This is a genomic window from Breoghania sp. (assembly GCF_963674635.1).
In the GTDB taxonomy this organism is placed as follows: Bacteria; Pseudomonadota; Alphaproteobacteria; order Rhizobiales; family Stappiaceae; genus Breoghania.
In genome coordinates this window covers 573242-598073 of the sequence record NZ_OY771475.1, presented here as the reverse complement: position 1 = coordinate 598073, position 24832 = coordinate 573242, and the positions used below count along the sequence as shown (strand labels likewise).

Annotated in this window: 26 protein-coding genes and 1 tRNA gene; 5 read left to right on the top strand and 22 right to left on the bottom strand. The window is 62.1% G+C overall.

What is annotated here, in order from left to right; genetic code table 11:
- Positions 1-51: 51 nt before the first annotated feature.
- The 3 genes from ABGM93_RS02735 (at position 52) to ABGM93_RS02725 (ending at position 3089) form a co-directional block, all read left to right on the top strand.
- Positions 52-1599 (top strand): undecaprenyl-phosphate glucose phosphotransferase, encoded by a 1548-nt coding sequence (locus ABGM93_RS02735; protein WP_321505713.1) that lies wholly within the window; start codon positions 52-54, stop codon positions 1597-1599.
- On the top strand, positions 1596-2864 hold the full coding sequence (locus tag ABGM93_RS02730; RefSeq protein ID WP_321503258.1) for an O-antigen ligase family protein: 1269 nt from the start codon (positions 1596-1598) through the stop codon (positions 2862-2864). The genes ABGM93_RS02735 and ABGM93_RS02730 overlap by 4 nt, the downstream gene beginning before the upstream one ends.
- Before the next feature lie 148 nt (positions 2865-3012).
- Positions 3013-3089 (top strand) — tRNA-Pro (locus tag ABGM93_RS02725).
- A gap of 268 nt (positions 3090-3357) precedes the next feature.
- Here ABGM93_RS02725 and ABGM93_RS02720 read toward each other — a convergent pair.
- The 9 genes from ABGM93_RS02720 to ABGM93_RS02680 all read right to left on the bottom strand — a co-directional run bounded on the left by ABGM93_RS02720 (position 3358) and on the right by ABGM93_RS02680 (position 10220).
- The gene (locus tag ABGM93_RS02720; RefSeq protein ID WP_321503256.1) at positions 3358-4401 is read right to left on the bottom strand and encodes a fatty acid desaturase; all 1044 of its coding nucleotides are present in this window, start codon (positions 4399-4401) and stop codon (positions 3358-3360) included.
- Between the two features lie 71 nt (positions 4402-4472).
- The gene (locus ABGM93_RS02715; protein ID WP_321503253.1) at positions 4473-4721 is read right to left on the bottom strand and encodes a hypothetical protein; all 249 of its coding nucleotides are present in this window, start codon (positions 4719-4721) and stop codon (positions 4473-4475) included.
- A 115-nt stretch (positions 4722-4836) separates the two neighbouring features.
- Entirely contained in the window at positions 4837-5046 is a 210-nt protein-coding gene (locus ABGM93_RS02710) for a cold-shock protein (RefSeq protein WP_321503251.1), read from the bottom strand.
- A 266-nt stretch (positions 5047-5312) separates the two neighbouring features.
- Complete coding sequence (locus tag ABGM93_RS02705; protein WP_321503249.1) at positions 5313-6005, bottom strand: MerR family transcriptional regulator; 693 nt, start codon at positions 6003-6005, stop codon at positions 5313-5315.
- A 170-nt stretch (positions 6006-6175) separates the two neighbouring features.
- Complete coding sequence (locus tag ABGM93_RS02700) at positions 6176-6481, bottom strand: integration host factor subunit alpha (protein WP_319773347.1); 306 nt, start codon at positions 6479-6481, stop codon at positions 6176-6178.
- A gap of 255 nt (positions 6482-6736) precedes the next feature.
- Positions 6737-7717: a beta-ketoacyl-ACP synthase III gene (locus ABGM93_RS02695; RefSeq protein WP_321503247.1), complete on the bottom strand. Its 981-nt coding sequence runs from the start codon at positions 7715-7717 to the stop codon at positions 6737-6739.
- Complete coding sequence (gene plsX / locus ABGM93_RS02690) at positions 7717-8796, bottom strand: phosphate acyltransferase PlsX (protein ID WP_321503245.1); 1080 nt, start codon at positions 8794-8796, stop codon at positions 7717-7719. The genes ABGM93_RS02695 and plsX overlap by 1 nt, the downstream gene beginning before the upstream one ends.
- Positions 8797-9025: 229 nt before the next feature.
- On the bottom strand, positions 9026-9622 hold the full coding sequence (locus ABGM93_RS02685) for a DUF177 domain-containing protein (RefSeq protein WP_321503243.1): 597 nt from the start codon (positions 9620-9622) through the stop codon (positions 9026-9028).
- Positions 9615-10220: a ubiquinol-cytochrome C chaperone family protein gene (locus ABGM93_RS02680; RefSeq protein ID WP_321503242.1), complete on the bottom strand. Its 606-nt coding sequence runs from the start codon at positions 10218-10220 to the stop codon at positions 9615-9617. Before ABGM93_RS02680 ends, ABGM93_RS02685 begins: the two co-directional genes overlap by 8 nt.
- A gap of 186 nt (positions 10221-10406) precedes the next feature.
- Here ABGM93_RS02680 and ABGM93_RS02675 point away from each other — a divergent pair, with 186 nt between their 5' ends.
- Complete coding sequence (locus ABGM93_RS02675) at positions 10407-10877, top strand: outer membrane protein assembly factor BamE (RefSeq protein ID WP_321503241.1); 471 nt, start codon at positions 10407-10409, stop codon at positions 10875-10877.
- Between the two features lie 179 nt (positions 10878-11056).
- Here ABGM93_RS02675 and ABGM93_RS02670 read toward each other — a convergent pair whose 3' ends face one another.
- The 10 genes from ABGM93_RS02670 to ABGM93_RS02625 form a co-directional block, all read right to left on the bottom strand.
- Positions 11057-13192 (bottom strand): sodium-translocating pyrophosphatase, encoded by a 2136-nt coding sequence (locus ABGM93_RS02670; RefSeq protein WP_319774226.1) that lies wholly within the window; start codon positions 13190-13192, stop codon positions 11057-11059.
- Positions 13193-13370: 178 nt separating this feature from the next.
- Positions 13371-14588, bottom strand: coding sequence for an MFS transporter (locus tag ABGM93_RS02665; protein WP_321503239.1), 1218 nt, complete (start codon positions 14586-14588; stop codon positions 13371-13373).
- 306 nt (positions 14589-14894) lie between these two features.
- Entirely contained in the window at positions 14895-15911 is a 1017-nt protein-coding gene (gene thiL / locus ABGM93_RS02660; RefSeq protein WP_321503237.1) for a thiamine-phosphate kinase, read from the bottom strand.
- 38 nt (positions 15912-15949) lie between these two features.
- Positions 15950-16483, bottom strand: coding sequence for a transcription antitermination factor NusB (gene nusB, locus ABGM93_RS02655; protein WP_321503235.1), 534 nt, complete (start codon positions 16481-16483; stop codon positions 15950-15952).
- A 4-nt stretch (positions 16484-16487) separates the two neighbouring features.
- Positions 16488-16934 carry a 6,7-dimethyl-8-ribityllumazine synthase gene (gene ribH, locus ABGM93_RS02650; protein WP_319773338.1) on the bottom strand — a complete coding sequence of 149 codons (447 nt, stop codon included), beginning with the start codon at positions 16932-16934 and terminating at the stop codon, positions 16488-16490.
- Positions 16935-17110: 176 nt separating this feature from the next.
- On the bottom strand, positions 17111-17713 hold the full coding sequence (locus ABGM93_RS02645; RefSeq protein WP_321503232.1) for a riboflavin synthase: 603 nt from the start codon (positions 17711-17713) through the stop codon (positions 17111-17113).
- A 4-nt stretch (positions 17714-17717) separates the two neighbouring features.
- Complete coding sequence (ribD, locus tag ABGM93_RS02640) at positions 17718-18941, bottom strand: bifunctional diaminohydroxyphosphoribosylaminopyrimidine deaminase/5-amino-6-(5-phosphoribosylamino)uracil reductase RibD (RefSeq protein WP_321503230.1); 1224 nt, start codon at positions 18939-18941, stop codon at positions 17718-17720.
- Complete coding sequence (gene nrdR / locus ABGM93_RS02635) at positions 18938-19435, bottom strand: transcriptional regulator NrdR (protein WP_319773335.1); 498 nt, start codon at positions 19433-19435, stop codon at positions 18938-18940. Before nrdR ends, ribD begins: the two co-directional genes overlap by 4 nt.
- A gap of 9 nt (positions 19436-19444) precedes the next feature.
- The gene (gene glyA / locus ABGM93_RS02630) at positions 19445-20758 is read right to left on the bottom strand and encodes a serine hydroxymethyltransferase (protein WP_321503227.1); all 1314 of its coding nucleotides are present in this window, start codon (positions 20756-20758) and stop codon (positions 19445-19447) included.
- A gap of 170 nt (positions 20759-20928) precedes the next feature.
- Positions 20929-21132 carry a serine hydroxymethyltransferase gene (locus tag ABGM93_RS02625; RefSeq protein ID WP_319773333.1) on the bottom strand — a complete coding sequence of 68 codons (204 nt, stop codon included), beginning with the start codon at positions 21130-21132 and terminating at the stop codon, positions 20929-20931.
- 197 nt (positions 21133-21329) lie between these two features.
- On the opposite strand from ABGM93_RS02625, the gene ABGM93_RS02620 reads away from it, so the two are divergent.
- A complete protein-coding gene (locus ABGM93_RS02620; protein WP_321503225.1) occupies positions 21330-21719 on the top strand; it encodes a GFA family protein in 390 nt (129 codons plus the stop codon).
- A gap of 99 nt (positions 21720-21818) precedes the next feature.
- Here ABGM93_RS02620 and ABGM93_RS02615 read toward each other — a convergent pair whose 3' ends face one another.
- The 3 genes from ABGM93_RS02615 to ABGM93_RS02605 form a co-directional block, all read right to left on the bottom strand.
- Complete coding sequence (locus ABGM93_RS02615; protein WP_321503223.1) at positions 21819-23123, bottom strand: L,D-transpeptidase family protein; 1305 nt, start codon at positions 23121-23123, stop codon at positions 21819-21821.
- A gap of 420 nt (positions 23124-23543) precedes the next feature.
- Positions 23544-24056: a MarR family winged helix-turn-helix transcriptional regulator gene (locus ABGM93_RS02610; protein WP_319773330.1), complete on the bottom strand. Its 513-nt coding sequence runs from the start codon at positions 24054-24056 to the stop codon at positions 23544-23546.
- A gap of 356 nt (positions 24057-24412) precedes the next feature.
- Entirely contained in the window at positions 24413-24826 is a 414-nt protein-coding gene (locus ABGM93_RS02605) for a DUF6163 family protein (protein ID WP_321503219.1), read from the bottom strand.
- Positions 24827-24832: the final 6 nt, after the last annotated feature.

Below are 24832 nucleotides of genomic sequence, written 5' to 3'. Positions count from 1 at the left end.
GCAGGCTTTTGGGGTAAAGGCCGCACCGGCGGGAGTGTCAGGCACATGAACATGGCAGAGAATGATTTCCGGAAGCGGTTTCGCGAGGCGGTCCAGTCAAAGGCTGGCGAATTGCGCGAAGGCGAAACCGGACAACGCGCCAAGGTGGAACTGAGCGTGCGCGCCATGGAAGTGGCGAAGATGCTGTCGAGCCGGCAGATCTCCATCACGGTTCTTTGTGCCGTGGTGCGGGTCAGCGAGGCGCTGGCCATCTTCGCAATCGGCCTCGCCTGCTTCTTCGGCTACGTCTATCCCGATGAACGGTTCTCGCTGTTCTACGCGGCTCCCCTTCTGCTCGGATCGCTTCTGGCCGTGGGGCTCATTCAGGCCGCCGATGGCTACCAGCTTTCCGCCTTCCGCTCCTATGCGGCCCAGCTCGGGCGCATTTTCGCAGCCTGGACGGTCGTCTTCGCCTTTTTCGCGCTGGCCATGTTCTTCGCCAAGCTGGGCGACACCTATTCGCGCGTGTGGTTTGTGGCCTGGTATGCGGCGGGCCTCGCCTTCTTCGTGGTTTCGCGCGCCGTCATCGCACGGCTGGTGCGCAAATGGTCCGATGACGGCCGCCTTGAGCGTCGCGCCATCATCGTCGGTGGCGGGCAACCGGCGGCCGAACTCATTCAGGATCTGGAAGCCCAGGCCAACAACGACATCCGCATCTGCGGCATCTTCGATGATCGCTCCGACGACCGCTCGCCGCCCATCGTGGCCGGCTATCCGAAGCTCGGAACCATTGCGGAACTGGTGGAATTTGCGCGCCTGACCAGCATCGATCTGCTGATCGTCTCCATTCCGCTTCGCGCGGAGGAGCGCCTGCTCCAGCTTCTGAAGAAGCTCTGGATCCTGCCGATCGACATTCGCCTGTCCGCCCATTGCGACAAGATGCGGTTCCGGCCTCGGTCCTACTCCTATATCGGCAAGGTGCCGCTATTGGACATGTTCTCCAAGCCGATTGCCGACTGGGACGCCATTTCAAAGCGTATCTTCGATCTCGTTTTCGCCTGCATCGCCATTGTCCTGCTTTCGCCTGTCATGGCGGGCGCAGCGCTTGCAGTGAAAATGACGAGCCGCGGCCCGATCCTGTTCAAGCAGAAGCGCTATGGCTTCAACAACGAGGTCATCGACGTTCTGAAATTCCGCTCCATGTATGTGGACCAGGAAGACCTGATGGCCCGCAAGGCGGTGACGCGCGACGACCCGCGTGTGACGCCGGTGGGCCGCTTCATCCGCAAGAGCTCCATCGACGAGCTGCCGCAGCTCTTCAATGTGCTGCGCGGAGAGCTTTCGCTGGTCGGCCCCCGCCCCCATGCGCTGGGCGCCAACACCAATGAAAAGCTTTGGGATGAGGTGATCGACGGGTATTTCGCCCGCCACAAGGTCAAGCCCGGCGTCACCGGTTGGGCGCAGATCAACGGCTGGCGCGGCGAATGCGATACGCCCGACAAGATCCGCGGGCGCATCGAGAACGATCTCTACTATATCGAGAACTGGTCGCTCGGGCTGGATCTCTACATCCTGTTCATGACGCCCTTCCGCCTGTTCAACACGGAGAACGCCTTTTGAGCGAGGTCACCGCCCCCTCGGGCGCGACGTCTCCCGTTGCGCCTGTCGGCCTGAACGGCCGCCTGCCGCTTTCCATGATCGCGGCGGCGGTGTTGTGGCTTTGCGCCTTCTCCGGCTTCTTCGTTCTCAGCGAACCAGCTCCCTATGATCTGCTGATCATCGTGTCCGCAGGCCTCGCCTTTCTGTGCGGGCTGCCCATGCCGCGCGCCATCGCGCCGATGATCGGACTGCTGCTTGCCTATATGAGCGGCGGCATCCTCGCCTCCACGCAGGTTCCCACCTTCGACCGCGCGCCGATGTATATGGCCGTGACCGGGTACCTGATCGTCAGTTCGATCTTCTATGCGTCGGTCGTCGCCCATAGCGCGCAGCTTCTCCGGGTCATCGTCTATGGCTACGTCGCGGGCGCCATCTGCGCCGCCCTGGCCGGCATTGTCGGCTATTTCGGCCTGGTGCCCGGGTCGGACGTTTTTCTGCTCTATGGGCGCGCCAAGGCGACCTTTCAGGATCCCAACGTCTTCGGGCCCTTTCTGATCTTCCCCGCAACCTGGCTCACCTACATGATCCTGACACAGCCGCTGCGCCGCGGGGTCTTCGCCGCCGGGCTGCTGCTGATTCTGGTTGCAGGGCTGTTCCTTTCCTTTTCGCGCGCCGCCTGGGGCATGATCGTCTTTGCGATGTGTTCCACCGGTTTCGTGCTGTTCCTGAGCACGCGCAACCCCCTCATGCGACTTCGCATCATCGGGCTCGCCATCGCGGGGTTTCTGGTGATTGCGCTGGGCCTGATGGCCGCCTTGAACACCGACGCGGTGGGCGCGCTGTTTGCCGAGCGTGCCGAACTCGTCCAGTCCTATGACGCCTCGCATCTTGGCCGCTTCGCCCGCCACGCGCTCGGCTTCATGCTGGCCGGAGAACGTCCGCTGGGCATCGGCCCGCTGCAGTTCTACAAGACCTTCACCGAAGACCCGCACAACATGTACCTGAAGTCGTTCATGGCCTATGGCTGGATCGGCGGGGTGACATGGATCGTGCTGATGGCCTGGACACTGGCGCGGCTGTTCCCGCTGATCTTCCAGCCCCGGCCGACACGCGGCATCGCGATCGCGCTTTTCGTGACACTCGTGGGCCACGCCATGGTCGCGCTGGTCATCGACATGGATCACTGGCGGCACAACTTCCTGCTGATCGGTCTGGCCTGGGGCCTTTTTGCACAGGAGGCCGCCTTGAAACGCGATCGCGCGAAAGCGGCACGCCGACTGTCCTGAGAGGGCCACTTTCCGCCATTTCCGCCGCGCCGTGGGTGGGATGCACGTTTGCCGGACACGTTTCAGCGTCAACTTGCGGTGACTTTCGCACACGGAAGGAGCGAACAGCCTTGCGCGAGCGCACCGAAGCAGTTAGGAGAGATCCCGTCGGAGCGTAGCGCAGCCTGGTAGCGCACTTGACTGGGGGTCAAGGGGTCGTGGGTTCGAATCCCGCCGCTCCGACCATTCAAACTCCTGATATCTCAGCGAGTTCCTTGCATCCCCCAGAACATCCCATCCTTTTGGAAAATGGCATTGCCGAAATCGGGAACGCTGAACGATTTGCCTTTTGAGGCAGTCGGAAGCAAGCGCCGGATGCGCAGCCTCACCGCAGGACCGCCGCGTCGAGGCAAGGACGACTGTGCGCACGGCTTGCCGTACCTCTTCGACGTGCGTGGCGCCCCTCGCCTGATTGCCGCGTCAGGCTTTCCGAAGGCGCGCATCCGGGCCTCCCTCAGGCGGGGAGCGCCCCTCTGGCGCTCCGTTCGGCCCGGAACGAGATCAGGCACTTGTCGCCCTCATCCCAAAGAACCAGCCTTACGCATTTGAAGCTCTCCAGAAACGTGATCCGGCCGACCTGCTTCAGTTCGGGATAGTCCCGGAGAACTTCGGGCAGACGGTAGAACGGGATTCGCGCGGCCAGGTGATGCACATGGTGGATGCCGATATTGCCCGACAACCAACGCAGCGGACGCGGCAGATCGTAATGTGAGCTGCCATGAAGGGCGGATTTTTGAAAATCCCAATCCTCCTGTTCCGTCCAATGCGTCTCCTCAAACTGATGCTGGACATAGAACAGCCAGACCCCGGCCGTCGCCGCCATCAGTGTGATGGGAACCTGAACCATGAGAAACGGCACAAAGCCGATCAGCCAGATCAACACCGCGATCGGCAGAGCAATGGCGAGATTTGTGGAAAGGGTCGAAATCCACGGCTGAGCGCCAGCGCGCATGAAGCCGAGCGGCACACGGTACTGACAGACAAACAGCCAGGCAGGGCCAAGGCCAAACATCACCAGCGGGTGGCGATAAAGCCGGTAACGCGCGCGAGCCCACGGCGAAAGAGCGCGATACTCGGCGACGGTCAGCGTATCGACGTCCCCGATCCCGCGCCTGTCCAGATTTCCCACCGAGGCATGATGGACGGCATGGGATCGGCGCCAATAGTCGTAAGGCGTCAGCGTGAACACGCCGAGCAGACGCCCGATCCAGTCATTCAGACCGCGGCGCATGAAAAGAGCGCCATGGCCGCAATCATGCTGGAGAATGAAAAGCCGGACCAGAAATCCGGCGGCGGGAACCGTGAAGCACAGCCCCCACAAGGACCCATGTGCAACGCACACCGCCGCAGTCGCCCAGAAGGCGATGAATGGCAGGACCGTCACGATGATCTCGAAAAGACTGCGGATCTGGTCAGGCTGTCGGTACGTCGCCAGAACCTTGGTCCAGGAACGCGCGCTTCCCTGCCGCCCGGCATGCGCCTCGGCACCGCTCATCATGTGACGCCCTGTCTTCAATGAATGTGGAGGAAGAGTGTCAGCCGATGACCGCTGTCCCGTCGAAGGGGATCTCAGGACTTGGCCCGTGTTCGCTTGGTCGCCTTGGTCACCTTGCCCGCCTTTGACTCAGCGAGCGCTCGCTTTTCCGAGCGCGCTTCCATGGCGAGCCGGGCCAAACGGAGCTTTTCGGTCTTTTCCTGCCGCCGTTCGGCTTCCACGCGCTGGATTTCCTGCGAAACCCGCGTGGTCGTTTCCGCCTTGGATTCTGCAGTCGCCCGCCTGGTCTGGCCGAGCGTGTCGCGATTGTCTGAGGGGGGCATGGATCCCGGTCCTTTCAAAGTGCGCAACGAAAAAAGGCCGGGAAATTCCCGGCCTCTCCACTCGTCCGAACAGCCCGCGCCAGCATATCCGTGGTCACGGGCCGCGAAAGAGAACTTAAGCTTCCTGCAGGTTTTCTGCAGAAGACTTGCCAGAGCGGTTGTCCTTGACGATGTCGAAGGAGACCTTCTGGCCTTCGACAAGCGAACGGATACCGGAGCGCTCAACGGCAGAAATGTGGACGAACACGTCCGGAGCGCCGTCTTCCGGCTGAATGAAGCCGAAGCCCTTGGTGGTGTTGAAGAATTTAACGGTTCCAGTTGTCATAACGATTACCTTTCAATCGGTCATGATGGTATGCGCCGCACACGCAAGCGTGGCAGCTATGATGTCGATGTTGAAAGGGAAGATCGTAAGGTCGCAGATCGCGCCAACACAAAGTTCAACAAGCAATACCGATGAACTGGAACATAGACATAATCAGTGTCCGGAACAAGCCAAATAAAAATAAACTTTCCCGCGCGCCCAATCCCGCACAGATCGCGCCAAAATCACGAAGGGTTTTGCAGGATTCCGATGATGCGGAAAGAAAACTAGCGCGCCTGATCAAGGATGCGCTTGCACTCCAGAAGCTCGAACAAAGTCGCCTGCAAGCGGCGCACATCGTCCTTGCCGAGCCCGGTTTCAGCATCCCCGCGCGCATCGCCGCGCAGGCGTTCCATCAGGCTGAATGACGAACGTTGCGGCTCAACGCGCGCATCGTCGGCAAGCACATCGCGCGGAAGCGGCTCATCGGCAGGCACGATCGTCGGCGCACGGCGCAGCGCCTGCGCAGGCAATTCGCCCTGCGCGACGTGAGATCCATGCTCCGGCACACGGACTGCGGTCTGGGTCGCCCGCGCCATCGGCAAGGCCGGCTGCTCAGGCACATCCTCTTCGAGGTAGGCATCGTCCTCCACCCCGTCGTCGTCGTCCTGCTGGGATGCGCCCGGCGCACCGCTTTCGAGGCCACGTCCAACATCCATGACCCAATGGATGCCGTTTTCCTTCAAGAGACGCTGCACGCCCTTGATGGTGTAGCCTTCTCCGTAGAGGAGCTTGCGGATGCCAGCCAGCAGGTCGACGTCGTCGGGACGATAGTAACGACGCCCGCCGCCACGCTTGAGCGGCTTGATCTGGGTGAACCGCGTTTCCCAGAAACGCAGGACATGTTGGGGAAGGTCAAGCTCCGCAGCGACCTCGCTGATCGTGCGAAAGGCGTCGGGGCTCTTATCCACTGGCTTCAATCTGTCCCGTCATCGTTTTGCAACCCGGCTTCACGGACGAAGCCGCATTCAGGGCGGACCGCCTTACTGGCTCCCCACCCTTTGCAAGGGAACCGGAGACAAGCCAGCCGGCCACCGCTTGCGCTATGTTGGAAGGGCAGCCTCGAAAAGGACTGCCTGGGCCGCGAAGATCAGTCGCCCACAAGCGACTCGTTGATCTTCTGCTTGAGCACGTTTGACGGCCTGAACACCATCACGCGCCGCGGCGAGATCGGCACTTCTTCGCCCGTCTTCGGATTGCGGCCAATCCGTTCGCCCTTGGAGCGAACCAGGAACGAGCCGAACGAAGACAGCTTCACCGCTTCTCCCGAAACAAGACAATCGGAAATTTCCGAAAGCACCTGTTCGACCAGATCCGCGGATTCCGTACGAGAAAGACCGACTTTCTGATAGACCGCCTCGCAAAGATCAGCGCGCGTCACGGTTTTGCCGCTCATGGCCCCTCCTTCGGGCAAACGTCCACAATACTGAATTCACTAGGAAACTGGCTTGAGAGACTACGGTATGCGTTCCGTGGGGAACGGTCAACTGCCCACATCGCCTTGAGATGGCAAACATCTGGCGGCGAAGGCACGGCCGATCAGGAACCCTGAGATGGATATCGCCGCGCCCGTCCCTGAGCGCGGCGATCCAGGTCGCTACAGGCGCGCGGCGAACAAGCCCCCGCGCGCTCCCCCTTGGTGTTACGCGCTTTACCAGCGCAGCAAAACGGATCCCCAGGTGAAGCCGCCGCCCATGGCTTCCAGCATCACCAGATCGCCCGGCTTGATCCGGCCCGCCTTGCGGGCAGTATCGAGCGCGAGCGGAATGGAAGCAGCAGACGTATTGCCGTGACCTTCGACGGTCACAACGCATTTTTCCGGCGCGATCCCCAGCTTCTTGGCGCTGGCATCGATGATCCGGCGGTTGGCCTGATGCGGCACGAACCAGGTCAGATCATCGGCCGTCAGGCCTGTAGCCTCGAAAGCGTCGTGAATCACGTCCGTGACCATGCCCACCGCGTGCTTGAAGACTTCCTTGCCTTCCATGCGCAGGTGGCCGGTGGTCTGGGTGGAGGACGGTCCGCCATCCACATAGAGCTTCTGCTTGTGGCTGCCATCGGAGCGCAGATGGCAGGTGAGGATGCCGCGGTCGGTCTTGACCTCGCCCGGCATCTCCTGCGCATCCAGTACAACCGCGCCCGCACCGTCACCAAACAGCACGCAGGTGCCGCGGTCGGTCCAGTCGAGGATGCGAGAGAAGGTTTCCGCACCGATCACCAGCGCGCGCTTGGCAAGGCCTGCGCGCAAGTAGGCATCGGCGGTCGTCATCGCGAAAATGAAGCCCGAACACACCGCCTGAAGATCGAAGGCAGCCCCGGTCGTGATGCCAAGCCCGTTCTGAACGGTCACGGCGGTTGCGGGGAATGTGTTGTCGGGGGTGGATGTCGCCATGATGATGAGATCGATGGTCTTCGCCTCGACACCCGCATCCGCCAGCGCGGCCTCGGCGGCCTTCAGGGCCAGGTGGGAGGTGAACTCGCCTTCCCCGGCAATATGGCGTTCGCGAATGCCCGTGCGCTGCACGATCCATTCGTCTGACGTCTCGACGATCTTCGACAGATCGTCATTGGTCACGACTTTCTCAGGTAGATAACTGCCGCAGCCCAGTACGACGGATCGCGTCAAGCTCACTAATCACCTGCCTTTTGGCTTTGCGCCTTCTCATTGTCGATCCGATCCTGGAACCCGCTGCGGTGATAGAACACCATGTCCTGCGAGATCTTTTCCAGGAGCTCATTGCGTACCATGTCGTAGGCGAGGCCTACCGCACTGGCGAAGCCCTCGGCATCCGTGCCGCCATGGCTCTTGATGACGATGCCGTTCAGGCCGAGGAACACCCCGCCATTGACCTTGGAGGGGTCCATCTTCTCGCGAAGCTGGTCAAAGGCACTCTTGGCCAGAAGATAGCCCAACTTGGCCAACCAGCTGCGGGACATCGCCGAGCGCAGATATTGGGCGATCTGCTTGGCGGTTCCCTCGGCGGCCTTCAGGGCGATATTGCCCGAGAAACCTTCCGTCACCACCACATCGACCGTGCCCTTGCCGAGATCGTCGCCCTCGACGAACCCGGCATAGTTCAAAGAGGTCAGATCCGCCTCGCGCAACATCCTTCCGGCCGTCCGCACCTCCTCAAGGCCCTTGACCTCTTCGACACCGATATTCAGCAGGCCGACTGTCGGCTTCTGGATGCCCAGAAGTGCGCGCGCCATGGCCCCGCCGAGGATAGCATAGTCGATGAGCTGCTGCGCATCCGCGCCAATCGTCGCGCCCATGTCGAGCACGATGGATTCGCCCTTCAGCGTCGGCCATATGGCAGCGATCGCGGGACGCTCGATATTGGCCATGGTGCGCAGACAGAAGCGCGACATTGCCATCAGCGCGCCGGTGTTGCCGGCGGAGACCGCGACATCTGCATCCCCCTCCTTCACCGCTTCGATGGCACGCCACATGGAGGAGTGTCTGCGCCCGGAGCGCAACGCCTGGCTGGGCTTGTCGTCCATCTTCACCGCAACAGTGCAGTGATGAACGCTCGAAGCGGCCTTCAGACGGGGATACTTGTCCAGAATCGGATTGATCTGAGCCTCGTCCCCGTAGAGCAGATACTCGATGTCCGGTTGGCGTTCGAGGGCAATATCGGCGCCGGGCAGGACCACGTCAGGTCCTCTATCACCGCCCATGGCGTCCAGTGAAATGCGAATCTTGTTTGACATGAAACGTCAACCGGATCCCGAAACATGGAAAGAATATGTGCCTGCAGCGCCACGCACAGCGCAATTATCGGGCCGTCGGAACATAGCGATTTAACGGCTAGTGACAACAGCTTTGTAAACAGCCTGACTGCCGCAGCTTCCGCGCCCGCCCGATAAGACACCGGGTCGGGGCGCATGAAAGCTGCGCGCGCCGTCCCTCCGGCGCAAATTCGGCCCGACGGCCAGAGCCTCAGCTCTCGCCGTCACGGGCCTTCATCATGTCCTTCAATCCCGCAAACGGCTTGCGGCGATCATCTTGGCCCGCCTCTTCCGCTTCAAGGGCGGCCTCGAAGCTCACGCCCGGCGCGCGCGGGTAGGGATCGAGCCCGAGCGCGAAATATTCCGCGGCCAGCGCGCCCAGATCGATCGCGTTGCCTTCAAAGAAATCCGGCGGATCGTCAGCTTCCACATCGACGACAATCTCGCCATCCTCGTCCGGGGCCTGAACCCATTTTTCGGCCTCGCGCAAGGGCACGAATTTCACGCTGACCTCTTCATCGACACGCTGGCTCACCGGCTCCAGACTGACGACGCAGGCCTGCTCCACATCCGCCGTCACCCGGCCAATGACGGAGTACCCGGTCTTGCGCCAGGGCTTGACGGTGAAATGCGCCTCCATGCGAGATACGGTGATAAGCCCGCAATTCTCGCGCAAGGCCTCGCGCTCATCCGCATCCGCCACCCGGTCGAACGCGAGCCCGGACGAGAGGACAGCCTCCACCGGCTGAGGCCAGTTCAGCACCTGCGCCGGCGCGTCGTCGCTGTCCAAGCGGTTACGATCAGCCATGATCAGTCGTTCCTTCATTCATATCCTGTGAGGCGGGCACAAACGCCGCCGGATCGATCCACGCGACCTTCCCGGCGATGATTCCCGCACCATCCTGTTCGGCCAGATGATCCCTCAGCGCCGTCATATAGGTCGCGAGCGCCGCGCCAAGCGGCGCCGCATCCTCGCGCCCCGCATAGATGTTGCGCTGGAGCGCCAGCGCGAGTTCTCCGCGGGGCTTGCCCTCCGCCGCGGCCGCATCGTCTTCTTCAAGCGCGCTCATATAGGATTGCGACGCGCCGTAGAAAAGCTCCGCCATGCGTTTCACCTTGCGCGGCACCGATGTGTCGCTTGCGCCCAGTTCGCGCAGAGCGTGGTCCATATCAACAAAAAACAGATCGAACACCGCCTGCGAGCGTGTCTTGCCCGCATAGCCTTCTCCCCGTAAGCGGGTGAACACAAGCATCGCGTGCAGACTGATCAGGTCGAAGCGCCCGTCAATCGTGTCGGGCACATCGAAATTCGTATAGAACTGCGGCTGCCGCGCCTGCGCCACGATCGCGGCATAAAGATCGCGCGTCGCTTGTTCGGGGCGACGGCGGAAGAATGAAAAGACCATGGCGAGTTCGCTTTCCTGACAGGCACTGGCATGTTTCCCAGACCCTGGAGGGCACCGCCACCTGCACACGCGCCTCTTTGGCGGGTGCGGAACGTCAAGGAAACTTGCCAAGTGGCCTAACGCAGGTTAGGGACTTTGCCAAGTTCCGTTGGAAAACATGCTGGTTTCAAGAAGGGTACCTGCAACATGCGCCTGACCGTCTCCGGAGAAAAGCCTGGCTTTGCCAGGACCGTCAGAAACATCGCGCTGGTTGCCACCGTATCGCTGGCGCTTGGCGGTTGTCTTACCAAGACGCTGAACCGCGGTGCGATGATCCCGCAGGAATCGCTCCAGCAGGTGCAGGTCGGCTCCAGCCGCGAGCAGGTGGAACTGGTGCTGGGCACGCCCTCCACCACCTCCGTCACCAGCGGCGAGACCTACTACTACATTTCCCAGAAGGAAGAGCAGACCGCCTTCCTCGCGCCTGACATCGTGGAACAGCGCGTCGTCGCCGTCTATTTCGATGAGGAAGGCCGCGTCGCCAAGGTCGCCGATTATGGCCTGAAAGATGGCAAGGTCTTCGACTTCATCGCCCGCGAAACCCGCACCGGCGGGTCGGACTACGGCTTCATCAGCCAGGTCATTCGCGGCGCCAAGTCGCCCTCACTCGGGCTTTGACGCTGGCTTGAAAGCCGCCTGAGGCGGACACGAAGCTTGAATTCGGCAGCAGGGCGCGGCGGGACATCCCGACCGCGCCTTTTGCTTGTCCGGCTCGCCCCACCCGCAAGCGTCCACACAAACGAAAAGCCCCCCGCAACCTTCGTCGCGAGGGGCTCGATCCTGTCATCCGATGGAGATCAGTGAGACATCACGGCCAGCAGCAGCAGCGCCACGATGTTGGTGATCTTGATCATCGGGTTCACCGCCGGACCGGCCGTGTCCTTGTAGGGATCGCCCACGGTATCGCCGGTGACAGATGCCTTGTGCGCATCCGAGCCCTTCTGGTGGGTGACGCCATCCTTGTCGACGAAGCCGTCCTCGAAGGATTTCTTGGCGTTATCCCAGGCACCACCACCCGACGTCATCGAGATGGCGACAAAGAGACCGGTCACGATCACGCCCAGCAGCATCGCACCCAGCGCCGCGAAGGCATCGGCCGGCGTGGCAACCAGATAGATCACGCCGAAGCAGACGATCGGCGAGAGCACGGGCAGCAGCGACGGCACGATCATTTCGCGGATCGCAGCCTTGGTCAGCATGTCCACGGCACGGCCGTAGTCTGGCTTCTCCGTGCCCTGCATGATGCCCGGCTTTTCCTTGAACTGCCGCCGCACTTCTTCCACGACTGCACCTGCGGCGCGGCCGACGGCGGTCATCGAGATGCCGCCGAAGAGGTAGGGCAGCAGGCCGCCGAAGAGCAGACCGGCCACGACATAAGGGCTCGACAGCGAGAACAGCGAGCCGACGTCGATGCCCTCAAAGATCGAGCCGGGTTCCGCGGTCGCCGCGAAGTGCCGGAGATCCTCCGTATAGGCGGAGAACAGCACCAGGGCGCCGAGACCGGCAGAGCCGATGGCGTAGCCCTTGGTGACCGCCTTGGTCGTGTTGCCGACGGCATCGAGCGCGTCGGTGGTCGTGCGCACTTCGGCTGGCAACTCGGCCATTTCCGCAATGCCGCCCGCATTGTCGGTGACCGGACCGAAGGCATCGAGCGCAACGACCATGCCCGCCAGCGCCAGCATCGTGGTCACCGCGATGGCGATGCCGAAGAGACCCGCCAGCTGATAGGTGACGATGATGCCCGCGATGATGATGATCGCCGGAAGAGCCGTCGCTTCGAGAGAGACCGCAAGGCCCTGGATCACGTTGGTGCCGTGACCCGTGACCGACGCCTGTGCGATGGAGCGCACGGGACGGTAGTCGGTGCCGGTGTAGTATTCCGTCACCCAGATGATCAGCCCGGTGATGACCAGACCCGAGATGCCACAGGCGAAGACGCTGAAGCCGGTGAAGGTCAGGCCGCTGGTGGTGGTGAACTCGGTACTGAAACCGAGCCAAAGCGCCACGATCAGGCCAAGCGCCACAGCAGACAGCACAGCCGTTGCGATGAAGCCCTTGTAGAGCGCGCCCATGATGGAGTTGGACGCGCCGAGCTTCACAAAGAACGTGCCCGCGATGGAGGTGAGCACGCAGGCGCCACCGATAACCAGAGGCAGCATCATGAGCTGGCCAGCGACCACGCCGGAGAAGAAGATCGAGGCAAGCACCATGGTGGCCACGACCGTCACGGCGTAGGTCTCGAAGAGGTCGGCAGCCATGCCGGCGCAGTCACCGACATTGTCGCCCACGTTATCGGCGATGGTGGCCGGGTTGCGCGGATCGTCTTCGGGGATGCCCGCTTCCACCTTGCCGACCAGATCGCCGCCGACATCCGCACCCTTGGTGAAGATACCGCCGCCGAGACGGGCAAAGATGGAGATGAGGGAAGCGCCGAAGCCCAGGGCCACGAGAGAATCAATGACCACACGCGACGTGCCTTCATAGCCCATGGGGCCGGTGAGCACCCAGAAGTAGACGGCCACGCCGAGAAGCGCGAGACCGGCGACCAGCAGGCCGGTGATCGCACCCGACTTGAAGGCGATTGCGAGACCGGCACCAAGCGAACGGGAGGCAGCCTGCGCGGTACGAACATTCGCGCGGACGGAGACGAGCATGCCGATGAAGCCGGCAAGCCCGGAGAGAACCGCGCCGATCAGGAAGCCGATGGCCGCAGTGATGGACAAAAGCCACCAAGCGATAAAGAAAACCACCACGCCAACGATGGCAATGGTGGTGTACTGCCGGGTCAGATAGGCCTGAGCCCCTTCCTGGATCGCGGCTGCGATCTCCTGCATTTTCTGATTTCCGGCGTCGGCCGCCATGACGGACTGGATCGCCCAGGCGCCATAAACGATCGAAAGTAGACCGCACAAGATTACGATATAGAGCACGATTGGGCCCCTCCCCTTCTTGTAAGGATTAGCCCGGCTCGCGCCTTGCGGCCCGACCGGGCACTTTCAACGCAGACGCGAACGTGTTGCCCCGCTCCCGCCAATAATGCGCATGAAAAAACTATCCTTACCTGTGACGAGGTCAAGCGTCCGAATGTGCCTTGGGCGAAAGTAGGGGGTGTCAGAACGACGCGCGCCGCTCCCGCAGGACGAGCCAGCCAAGAAGGGCAAGGCACACCAGAACCACCGGAAACAGCACCCAGTTGATGGTCTGCCAGCCGAAATCATTGAGCACATTGCCCGATGAGAAGGAGGCAAGTGCGACAAAACCGAAGATCAGGAAATCGTTGGTTGCCTGCACCTTGTTGCGCTCCTCGGGCCGATAGACATCGGTGACCATCGACGTGGCGCCAATAAAGGCCAGATTCCAGCCAATCCCCAGCAGAACCAGCGCAAACCAGAAGTTCTCCACCTCCACGCCCGCCAGCGCCACGATCCCGCACCCGACCAGCAAGGTCAGTCCGAAGGCGACCACATTGGCCTTGCCGAAACGGGTGATCAGCGACCCGGTGAAGAAGCTCGGCGCGAACATCGCCAGCACATGCCACTGGATCGCCAGAGCCGCATCCGTCTGGGTGTGACCACAGGCGATCATCGCCAGCGGCGTCGCCGTCATCACGAAGCTCATCATCGCATAGGAGCCGATGCCGCAGGCGGCCGCCACGATGAACCGTTCTTGGGAGATGATCTGGAGAATCGGACGGCCGGTTTCCATCCGCTCCGAGACGGTGGGGCGCGGAATGCGCACGAAGGCCAGAAGGCACAACCCCACCAGGTTCAGCACCGCGATGGTTGCAAAGGATCCGGCGAACATGATCGGCAGAAACAGATCCGCGGTCAGGATCACCGATTGCGGCCCGATGATCCCCGCGATCAGACCACCGGTCATCACCCACGAGATCGCCTTGGGCCGGAAACTCTCGCTTGCCGTATCGGCCGCGGCGAAACGGTAGCTCTGCACGAAGGCACCGGCGAACCCGGCGCACATGGTGCCCAGCAGCAGGGTAACGAAACTGCCCTGAATGATGCCCAGACAGGCAAGCACCCCACCGAAACCGCCAAGGACCGCCGCCGCCATATAGGCGGTGCGACGCCCCAGATGACGCATCAGATACCCCGCAGGCAGCGTCCCGCAGGCTGTGCCGAGCACGAAGAAGGTGACAGGCAGCGTTGCAAGGCTCTTGTCGGCGCCCAGCAGCTCATGACCAGCCAGACCACCCAGCGCCACCACGATCGAGGCCGTCGCCCCACCCATGGCCTGCGCCGCCGCCAGAAGAAGCGCGTTGCGACGGGCAAGGCGATCGCCGGAGACAGGATCGGGCTTGGGGGCGCTGGTCATATCGGGATCCGGATTGTAGGCGGGATCCCCCGATAGGGGCGTTGGGACGTCGTTGCAACACATTTTAGACCTTGAATAAGTCCGAAGAGGCGCTCCAACGCCTGCTACTGCCGTTGATTCATTTTGTCAAAGACCTGAATCAGAGCGCAAGCCGGATATTGTAATTTATTGATATTCAATACCTTTGAGAGACCACACCCGGGTCGTCACGCGCACGCGCCCGCCCCCATTTGAAACAGGCACGGTTCGCAGAGTTTATTTTGAAAATCGGGGCCCGCACGCGCCGCCTGCGGCAGGCGCGGTTCACTAGAAATGCGTGTAGCCGCCACTGCCTGCGAAATCGATCCGCTTGCCCATCTTGAGATAGGTTACCCCTGCGCCCTCGCGCACGGTCCCGATCCGCGAGGGATGTAGCCCCGCGCTCAGCATCGCATGTTCAAAGGCCACCGCGTCTTTCGGAGCGACCGAGGCCAGAAGCTCGTAATCGTCGCCCCCCGTCAGCGCGGTTACAACAGCGGCCGGGTCCGCCTCGACGGCCTTTTGGGCCGCTTTGGAAAACGGAACGGCTTCCAGCAAGACATCCGCCCCGATGCCCGCCCCGGAAGCTCCCAGCATCTTGCCGAGATCGGCAACGAGACCATCGGAGACATCCATGCAGGCGCGCGCGTGGCACCGCACCGCCTCCGCGCCTTCGGTGCGCGGCTGGGGCAGAAGGTAGCGATCCAGGAGATGCGCGCGCTCGGCCTCTTCAAGGCCCCACGCCTCGCCCTTCGACGGGTCAAACCTGAGCGCCAGCCCCAGCGCAGCGTCGCCGATCGTGCCGGTCACATAGAGATGGTCGCCGACACGCGCGGGAAAACGGCGCACCGCGGTTGCCCGCGGCACAGTGCCGATTGCCGTGACCGAAAGCACCGGCCCCGCCGCCACCTTGATCGTGTCGCCACCAAGAAGCGGGAAATCATAGGCCTGCTGATCGGCTTCAAGCCCGGCGCAGAAATCGGCGAGCCACGCCTCATCCCAGCCCGGGGCAAGACCGAGCCCCAAAAGGTAGCCGAGCGGCCTTGCGCCCTTGGCGGCCAGATCGGAGAGATTGACCCTGAGCGCCTTGCGCGCGATTGCAGACGGATGGTCTTCGGCAAGGAAATGGACGCCCTCTGCAAGGGCGTCCTTGGTCAGAACCAGATCACACCCGTCGGGCGGCGTGAGCACAGCGGCGTCATCGACAAGACCGACACTGCCGGGATGGGTGGCAAGAGGCGCAAGATAGCGTTCAATCAGCTCGAATTCGCCGATCCCGCCACCCTTGCCGTCACCATCACCCATGGGGCCTCTCCGTCTGACGCCGATTGCGCGCGACGCTGTCAGCTTGCGGGCTTCGGATCGAAATCGTCCGGCCGGATCTCGCGCCCGATACGGTCGAGCACGCCGTTGACGACCTTCGGCTCGTCCTCGGAAAAGAAGGCCTTCGCCACCTCCACATATTCGGAGATGATCACTCGGGCGGGCACTTCCTTGCGACGCAGGAGTTCATAGACGCCGACACGCAAGATGGCGCGCAGGATGGAATCGATGCGCTTCAAGGGCCAGTCCTGCTGCAACGCGTGATGGACCTGCGGGTCAATCTCGCGCTGCCTGGCGACCATGCCCTGCATCAGATCCTTGAACCAGTCGCTATCGGCTTCACGATACTGTTCGCCATCGATTTCCTTGCCCAGCCGGTGCATCTGGAATTCCAGAATGACATCAGCCAGCGTCTGGCCGGAGATCTCCATCTGATAGAGCGCCTGCACGGCGGCGAGCCGCGCCAGCCCACGCTTGTTGGCGGGGCGCGTCTCGCGTTCAGAGGCCTTGCTGGCCTTGCCTGCCTGCTGATCGGCATTGTTGTCCGAAGACATTCGTTCAGGCTCCGATTTTCTCGCGTACCGCGATCATGGCCAGCGCCGCTTCGGCTGCCGCACCACCCTTGTTCTTCTCGCTCACCCGGGCACGGGCCCAGGCCTGGTCGCTGTTTTCGACCGTCAGAATACCGTTACCGACCGCAAGGCCCAGATCGACGGTCATGTCCATGACGGCTCGTGCGGATTCACCGGCGACGATGTCGTAGTGCGACGTCTCACCGCGAATGACACAGCCAAGCACCACATAGCCATCGTAATCCGTGCCGTCCTCCTCGGCCGCAATCAGCGCCATGGAAAGCGCTGCCGGAATTTCCAGCACGCCGGGAACGGAGACACGGTCATAGGTTGCCCCAGCCGCATCGAGGGCTTCAACGGCCCCGCGCACAAGTTCGTCCGAAAGCTCGTCGTAGAAACGCGCGTCGATGATAAGCAGGTGGGCGGATGCCATGACCGGTAAGCCTTCTGGTTATTGTCGCTGAGTTGGCGACAGGAACCACTTTGCAGCCCCTTTGTCCAGACCCGAGATGCCCCTCACCCTGTGCAAGTGGCGCGAAGTGCCAAATGTCGCAAGGCGAGCGCCGTGAAATGACGCGCGCCTTGTCCGCTTCGGCACCGGCCCTCTTGTCAGTCGAAGGCGCGCAGTCGCGCCACATAGCGCGCCATCATGTCGACTTCCAGATTGATCGCCTCGCCCGTCTGACGCTCGCTCCAGGTCGTCTCCGACAGCGTGTGCGGAATGAGGAAGACGGAAAACTCGTCGCCTTCCGCCTCGTTCACCGTCAGGGAGCACCCGTCGAGGGCAACGGACCCCTTTTTGGCGATGAAAGGCGCAAGTTCCTGCGGTGCGCGGAAGCGGAAATAGACGCTGTCGGGATGATCCCGCCGCTCCACCACTTCCGCCGTGCCGTCCACATGGCCGAGCACCAGATGCCCGCCCAGCTCGTCGCCCATGCACAGCGACCGCTCAAGGTTGATGCGCGTGCCAACCTGCCAGGCTCCGGCTGTGGTCAGTTTGAGCGTCTCCGCCCCCGATTCCACCTCAAACCAGTTCTGGCCGTCGTCACAGCCCTTGGCCGTGACCGTGTGGCACGGCCCACCACAGGCAATCGACGCTCCGATGTCGATGCCCTCGACATCGTAGCGCGTTGCAATGCGCGTACGACGGCCTGCGGGGATATCGGTAACGCAGAGAACGCGGCCGATATCGGTGACGATGCCCGTGAACATGAGGCTATTCCTTGCGACGGTAGTGAATGACCCGATCTGGCCCGAGACGGCGCTCGCTGACGCGGGCATAGGCCGGGTTCTCTGTTATCGCTGCGAGCGGCTCCAGCCCAAGTGGCGCAATGCCGCCCTGCCCGATCTTTTCAGGCCCTGTGGAGATGACGGCCTCATCCACCAGCCCGCTGCGAAGGAAGCTTCCAGCCGTCTGGGCGCCGCCTTCCACCATCAGACGCGTCACACCGCGATGGGCAAGCGCACTCAGCGCCGCCGCCACATCGATGCGGCCTTCGCCATCCGCGGGCACGGTGATGATCTCGATCCCGGCTTTCATCAGCGGCGTGGTGCGCTCGATGGGAGCGGCAGCGGTCGTCAGCACCTTCACCGGAACCTGCGCCGCGGTCTTCACAAGCTGGGAATCGAGCGGGAGCCGCGCCGCGGAATCGAGCACGTAGCGCACCGGCGAGCGGTCCCCCAGCCCCTCAAGGCGCACATCCAGCATCGGATCGTCGGCCAGAACCGTGCCGATGCCCACCATGATCGCATCCGCTTCCGCGCGCATGATGTGAACGAGCCGCTGGGTTTCAGGCCCAGTTATGTGCACCTGCCCCGCGCCTTCGCGCCCGATGAAACCATCGGCGGATACGGCGAGCTTGAGCTGAACCTGCGGACGCCCTTCGGCAAAGCGGCGGAAATGCCCGATATGGGCCTGACGGCATTCCTCTTCCAGAACACCGCTCACAACCTCAACACCCGCCGCGCGCAACATGTCGACGCCCTTGTTGGCGACCCTCGGATTGACGTCGGAAATGCCGATGACCACGCGTGCGACACCGGCTTCGGAGAGTGCCAGCGCGCACGGCCCGGTCCGCCCCCAATGGGCGCAGGGCTCCAGCGTGACATAGGCGGTCGCCCCGCGCGCCGCCTCACCGGCCTGACGCAGCGCCATGACTTCCGCATGCGGGCGGCCCGAAGGCGCCGTTGCCCCCCGCCCCACGACGACCGGCACGCCGCCATGGTCGGCGACGATCACCGCACCGACGGACGGGTTGGGCCAGGTGATGCCGCGCGTGCGCTGGCCCATGGCCAAAGCCATGCGCATGAAGCGCTCGTCATGAGGAAGGACCTTGCCGCAAGCAGGCCTTGATGACACCGGCCCATTGCCGCGATGGACTGCCTCCACGTCGTGGCCAGCCTCCCTTTCGGCGACATCACCGGTCACATCAGTCGTCACGACTCGTCCGCCTCCGGCTCCCGTCCCCCATTGACCGGCGTACCGTCGGCATTGAGTTCACCCAGGAGCGCCTCGAAATCGCGCGCTTCACGGAAGTTCTTGTAGACGGAAGCAAAGCGCACATAGGCGACATCATCGAGGCCGCGAAGCCCCTCCATCACCAGCGTGCCGATTTCCTCCGCCGGAACCTCGCTCTCGCCCGAAGATTCAAGCTGACGCACGATTCCGGAAATCATCCGCTCGATCTTCTCCGGATCCACCGGACGCTTGCGCACGGCGATCTGGACGGAACGGGCGAGCTTTTCGCGGTCGAACACGACGCGGCGGCCATTGCGCTTGACGACGGTCAGCTCGCGCAGCTGCACGCGCTCGAACGTCGTGAAGCGGCCACCGCATGTGGAACACACGCGGCGACGCCGAATAGCGGTATTGTCCTCGGTCGGACGACTGTCCTTGACCTGTGTTTCATCGCCACCGCAATAGGGACACCGCATACGTGCTCTCTAATCCTGATAGATCGGGAAGCGATCGGTCAGCGCAATCACGCGTTCCTTCACGCTGGCTTCCACCGCCGCATTGCCCTCTTCGGAATTGGACTGGCGCAGACCATCGAGCACTTCCGCAATCAGCTTGCCGATTTCGGTGAACTCCGCCACGCCGAAGCCGCGCGTCGTGCCTGCAGGCGTGCCGAGACGGATGCCGGAGGTGACGAAGGGCTTTTCCGGGTCGAAGGGAATGCCGTTCTTGTTGCAAGTGATGTTGGCGCGACCGAGCGCGGCCTCAGCCTTCTTGCCGGTGGCGTTCTTGGGACGCAGATCAACCAGCATGGAGTGGTTGTCGGTGCCACCCGAAACGATGTCGAGACCCTGCTCCTGGAGGCTGGCCGCCAGCGCGCGCGAATTGGCAACGACATTGGCCGCGTAGGTCTTGAATTCAGGCTGAAGGGCTTCCTTCAACGCCACCGCCTTGGCGGCGATGACATGCATCAGCGGCCCGCCCTGAAGGCCCGGGAACACGGCGGAATTGACCTTCTTGGCAATCGCCTCGTCATTGGTGAGGATCATGCCGCCACGCGGTCCGCGCAAGGACTTGTGGGTCGTGGTGGTGACCACATGGGCATGCGGGATCGGCGACGGATGAGCGCCACCGGCCACGAGACCGGCGATATGGGCCATGTCGACCATCAGATAGGCGCCGACCTCGTCCGCGATCTCGCGGAAGCGCTTCCAGTCCCAGATGCGCGAATAGGCGGTGCCACCGGCCAGAATGAGCTTCGGCTTGTGCTCGCGCGCCTTTTCCGCAACCGCGTCCATGTCGATCAGGTGATCGTCTTCGCGCACACCGTAGGAGACGACGTTGAACCACTTGCCGGACATGTTGACGGGCGAACCGTGGGTCAGGTGACCGCCGGAATTCAGATCGAGCCCCATGAACGTGTCGCCCGGCTGCAGCAGCGCCAGGAAGACGGCCTGATTCATCTGGCTGCCGGAATTCGGCTGAACGTTCACGAAGCCGCAGTCGAAGAGCTTCTTGGCGCGCTCGATGGCCAGTGTTTCGACGATATCGACATACTGGCAACCGCCGTAATAGCGCTTTCCGGGATAGCCTTCGGCATATTTGTTGGTGAGAATCGTCCCCTGCGCTTCGAGAACGGCGCGCGAAACGATGTTTTCGGACGCGATCAGCTCGATCTCGTGACGCTGACGACCCAGTTCCAGATCAATCGCCTCCGCGATTTCCGGATCAGCCTCGGCCAGAGACTGGGTGAAAAAGTCCAACTGAACCGGCTCGGTAGCGGAGTTTTTCGAAATCGACATCAGGCGCGCCTTCCTGCAATTCGGTGACAAATCAGCATTTGCGGAACGAACCCTTCCCGGTCCTTGTCCCGCCGTCGCCGCATAGCATACCCGATGGGACGAACCAAGCACGATCACATTCGACACTCGGACAGGTCACAAATCCGGTCACGAGCGCGCCCGTCATCCGCCTAGCGCGCGCCCTGTTCGAGCCTGCGTTTGAGCTTGCGCACGGCCAGACGGCCCAGCTCATCCTGCGACACCGTCAACGGCCCCATCATGGACACCTCCACGCCGGTCGCCTCGTCGATGGCAGAGACCTTCACCTGCCGCCCTACGCGCGTGAATTCCAGAAACACCCGCCCCCCGCCCGACGGCGTCTTGCCGGTTGTCATGCCCGCACCCTCTCGTCATTTTTTGCAATAAAACAAGACCCTGGCGCATGACACGCGGGCCAACCATTCGTATAAGGCATAAGGCGAACGATACACATGGCAACATGAGGCTGAAGATGAATTCGGATTCCTTATCGACAGACAAGTCGCCTCCCATCCCGTCGCGCGAAGGCACCTGCCGTTGCGGTGAGGTGAGGATGAAGGTCACCTGCGAGCCGGTCACCACCTTCGCCTGTCATTGCAGGGGCTGTCAGCGCATGACCGCAAGCGCCTTCTCGCTCAGCGCCCTGATCCCCATCGACGGTCTCCAGATCGTCACGGGCGCGCCCGTTCGCGGCGGCGCGCATACCGACGGAATCAATCATTATCATTGCCCGCGCTGCATGAGCTGGCTTTTCACGAAGATCGACATGCTCCCGCAATTCGTCAATCTGCGCGCGACAATGTTCGACGAACCCGATTGGTCCCGCCCCCGTGTGGAGACAATGACCTGCGAGAAACTCGACTGGGTGACCACGCCGGCCCAAGACAGCTTCGAACAGTTCCCCTCGCCGGAGGAAGTCCAATCCCTGTTGCAGCTCGGTTGAACGAGACCGGACCTTCCGCGCAGCCGAACCGCCGAGATACGAAAAAGGGCGCCCTCGTGTGAGGGCGCCCTTTCTGTCTTGCGGATACGCGAGTGCGGATTACTGGAGAAACACCTGCGGTCCTTCGATCACGGGTTCCCCGTTGAGCCCATCGCGGTTGTAAATGTCCTCACGGAAATTCACGACGCCCTTGTCATTGGCCCACGCGGTCACATAGGCCAGATAGAGCGGCACCTGCGTGGCGAGTTTCACATCCTCACGCGCGCCCGATGCGATGACCTCGTCCACCCGCGCGCGGTTCCACTCCGGCGTCGTGCTCTCCAGGAGCCAGGACACGAGATCGCGCACATGATCGACGCGAACGCAACCGGAGGAATCGAACCGGTAGTCCTGCGTGAACAGGCTCTTGGACGGCGTGTCGTGCAGATAGACCTGATGGGTGTTGTGGAAGTTGATGCGAATGGAGCCGAGCGAATTTTCCTTGCCCGGATCCTGCCGGAACTTCAGCTTCACCGCCTCATCGGTCGTCCAGTCCACATCGGAGGCCTGCAGCTCGTTGCCGTGCCAGTCGAAGATCCGGATGTTGTTCTTGGCCAGATACTGCGGATCCTGCTGCATCTTCGGAATCAGATCCTTGCGGATGATCGAACGCGGCACCGTCCAGAACGGATTGAAGTTCAGCTCGTAGATCTTGGAGGCGAGGATCGGGGTTTGCCGGTCGATCTTGCCCACGACTGCGGTGTGGCGCGAGCGCACGATACCGTGGTCGACGGCCTCGATCTCGGCGGCCGGAATGTTCACCATCACATAGGTATCGCCGAGATAGCCGGACATGGCGCGCACACGCACCAGGTTTGTCTCAAGCTGCCGCAGACGCACGGAGGCCGGGACGTTGAGCGCAGCCTGCGCCGCCTGCCCGACCACGCCGTCAGGGCGCAAACCATACCGAACCTGGAAGCGACGCACAGCCGCGTCGACGTCACCGTCGAAACGCTGACCGGACGCGAATTGCGGATCAAGATCGCCCGAGGTCACCAGCCGCTGGCGCAGGGCCACAACCGCACTGTCCCAGGAACCAAGGCGCAGGTTGCGACCATTGGTGTTCACCTTGGCCCAGCCACCATTGGAGACAATGCGCCGGTATTTCGCGATCGCGTTCTCGATGTGGATCACCGTTTCGGCGGAAAGCGTCGGCTGGTTCGTGCGGATCTGGTCGAGATTGCGCAGCGTGTCATCGAGCTTGGCTTCCCACTGCTCGTGTTCCTGGTAGTGACGCAGGGCTTGAAGCGGGCTTTCCGCCCGAGCGCTCGTCCCGGTCAGGGTTGCAGCAACAAACATCGCAGCAACGACCGCAAAGCGGCCTGACGTCGAGAGGGTCTCGCCAGCGGCGAACAGTCGATTCACGGAGCAATCTCCCAGGTGCGTTTGCGCGGATGGTGCGAGCCAGGTCCGCATTTCCTGATTGTCTTCGGTTTGCGGTACCACCTGCGCCGCAGCGAGGCAACAAAAGCAGACCTCGAATACGCATTTGTGCTTTCCCGGCCACATCGCCCGAAATCACAAGAGCGCCAAGCAGGCCCGCTGGCCCTTGCCCTTTCAGGCCTTGCCATCGGGTCGACCGGCCGATCCGCATTTTTACACAAACAATCCTTGGCAGAATCCGGTTAACGGTTTCTGCGCCTCAGCACGGTCCTTTTCATTTCATTATGGCAAGTTCATGTCGCAAAGGCACCTGCATGCCCCGAAGTCCAGACATGAAAACGCCGCCCGCGGGTGACGGACGGCGTTTTGAAAGCCCGAACGGCGACTTCGGACAGGCAGCGCCTAGAGCCGATAGAGGATCTGGTCCGTCCAGAAACGCTCCAGCCGACGCAGTGACTGGTTGAGCTGCTGGAAGTCCTGTGCGGCGATTTCGCCGACCGCTTCGACAGAACGCATGTGGCGCTCGTAGAGGTCATTGACGATCTTCGCCACTTCCAGCCCCTTTTCGGTCAGGCTGACGCGAACCGAGCGGCGATCCACACGGGAGCGCTCGTGATTGATGAACCCGGTGTCGACCAGCTTCTTCAGATTGTAGGAGACGTTGGAACCGAGATAGTACCCCCGGGTGCGCAACTCGCCGGCGGTGAGGACGCTGTCGCCGATGTTGAACAGCAAAAGCGCCTGCACACTGTTGACGTCCGAACGTCCCATGCGATCGAATTCATCCTTGATTACATCAAGCAAACGACGATGTAACCGCTCAACGAGAGTAAGCGCCTCAAGGTAAAGCGGCTTGATTTCCGTATTACCTTCGTCTTGCGCCACGACCTCGACTGCCCTTTTTGCCGTGATCATCTGGTTACGCCCCTTGTGTCCTGTTTATGTGCGGTTTTGTTCCGCTTGAGGACAACACTAGTCGGGCTGATATAAAATCTGCTTAAAAAGCAGCATGAATCTTCTCTTAAAGACCCATTGGAAACTTTAGAGGATTCCTGTTGCGCAAGTCGGGCACCCCATCCCGATTCCGCGCAGGTTTCCGCCACAAGCGGATGGCTGACAAACCCTTAATCGGCATCCGCACCATTTTCGGACACCATTGCAGAGCGCATTTTTTTCTAAAATCGGAGCGTTTTTTACAAGGTGTGGGCGTCCTGTGAAGGCGCCTCGGCGATGCTCCGCACGGCACATGCCAGAGCCCCGCTCTTTCGCCCCTATCCCTTCCGCTTCTCGCGCTCACACAGGATGGTGAGCACGAGATAGATGGCGATGGTCGCCAGATAGAAGGAAATCTCGTAGGGCCGCGATCCGAATGTGTCGGATAGGATCGTGTGCATGACGACCTGGGAAAGCGCCCTCAAGAGCCACATGACCGGCCCCCACGAGGCCGCCAGCCACAAGCCGATGCCCGCCACCATGTCGAGCACACCGAAATAGGCCGTCGCTGCCTGCCAGTCGGTCGGCATGTCGGCGAACATCACTCCGCGCCAGGGCACATACCCCACGATCCGCGCCCAGTGAATGATCCCCCCGCCGATAAGCAGGATAGCCATCAGGCGCAGATACCACACCAGCAGGGTGCGCCACGGCGGGCGGGCCTTGATCATGTCCTGCAGCATGGTCACCATGAAAGA

What these genes read in the sequence shown, in the direction of transcription:
- nrdR (WP_319773335.1), bottom strand. Translation starts at nt 19,435, where the DNA reads ATGCGGTGTCCCTATTGCGGTGGCGATGAAACACAGGTCAAGGACAGT.
- thiL (WP_321503237.1), bottom strand. Translation starts at nt 15,911, where the DNA reads ATGGGTGATGGTGACGGCAAGGGTGGCGGGATCGGCGAATTCGAGCTG.
- ABGM93_RS02710 (WP_321503251.1), bottom strand. Translation starts at nt 5,046, where the DNA reads ATGACAACTGGAACCGTTAAATTCTTCAACACCACCAAGGGCTTCGGC.
- plsX (WP_321503245.1), bottom strand. Translation starts at nt 8,796, where the DNA reads ATGTCAAACAAGATTCGCATTTCACTGGACGCCATGGGCGGTGATAGA.
- ABGM93_RS02715 (WP_321503253.1), bottom strand. Translation starts at nt 4,721, where the DNA reads ATGCCCCCCTCAGACAATCGCGACACGCTCGGCCAGACCAGGCGGGCG.
- ABGM93_RS02625 (WP_319773333.1), bottom strand. Translation starts at nt 21,132, where the DNA reads ATGACAACCGGCAAGACGCCGTCGGGCGGGGGGCGGGTGTTTCTGGAA.
- ribH (WP_319773338.1), bottom strand. Translation starts at nt 16,934, where the DNA reads ATGGCATCCGCCCACCTGCTTATCATCGACGCGCGTTTCTACGACGAG.
- ABGM93_RS02700 (WP_319773347.1), bottom strand. Translation starts at nt 6,481, where the DNA reads ATGAGCGGCAAAACCGTGACGCGCGCTGATCTTTGCGAGGCGGTCTAT.
- glyA (WP_321503227.1), bottom strand. Translation starts at nt 20,758, where the DNA reads ATGTCGATTTCGAAAAACTCCGCTACCGAGCCGGTTCAGTTGGACTTT.
- ABGM93_RS02610 (WP_319773330.1), bottom strand. Translation starts at nt 24,056, where the DNA reads ATGATCACGGCAAAAAGGGCAGTCGAGGTCGTGGCGCAAGACGAAGGT.
- ABGM93_RS02675 (WP_321503241.1), top strand. Translation starts at nt 10,407, where the DNA reads ATGCGCCTGACCGTCTCCGGAGAAAAGCCTGGCTTTGCCAGGACCGTC.
- nusB (WP_321503235.1), bottom strand. Translation starts at nt 16,483, where the DNA reads ATGTCTTCGGACAACAATGCCGATCAGCAGGCAGGCAAGGCCAGCAAG.
- ABGM93_RS02645 (WP_321503232.1), bottom strand. Translation starts at nt 17,713, where the DNA reads ATGTTCACGGGCATCGTCACCGATATCGGCCGCGTTCTCTGCGTTACC.
- ABGM93_RS02605 (WP_321503219.1), bottom strand. Translation starts at nt 24,826, where the DNA reads ATGGTGACCATGCTGCAGGACATGATCAAGGCCCGCCCGCCGTGGCGC.
- ABGM93_RS02685 (WP_321503243.1), bottom strand. Translation starts at nt 9,622, where the DNA reads ATGGCTGATCGTAACCGCTTGGACAGCGACGACGCGCCGGCGCAGGTG.
- ABGM93_RS02665 (WP_321503239.1), bottom strand. Translation starts at nt 14,588, where the DNA reads ATGACCAGCGCCCCCAAGCCCGATCCTGTCTCCGGCGATCGCCTTGCC.
- ABGM93_RS02735 (WP_321505713.1), top strand. Translation starts at nt 52, where the DNA reads ATGGCAGAGAATGATTTCCGGAAGCGGTTTCGCGAGGCGGTCCAGTCA.
- ABGM93_RS02720 (WP_321503256.1), bottom strand. Translation starts at nt 4,401, where the DNA reads ATGATGAGCGGTGCCGAGGCGCATGCCGGGCGGCAGGGAAGCGCGCGT.
- ABGM93_RS02620 (WP_321503225.1), top strand. Translation starts at nt 21,330, where the DNA reads ATGAAGGTCACCTGCGAGCCGGTCACCACCTTCGCCTGTCATTGCAGG.
- ABGM93_RS02680 (WP_321503242.1), bottom strand. Translation starts at nt 10,220, where the DNA reads ATGGTCTTTTCATTCTTCCGCCGTCGCCCCGAACAAGCGACGCGCGAT.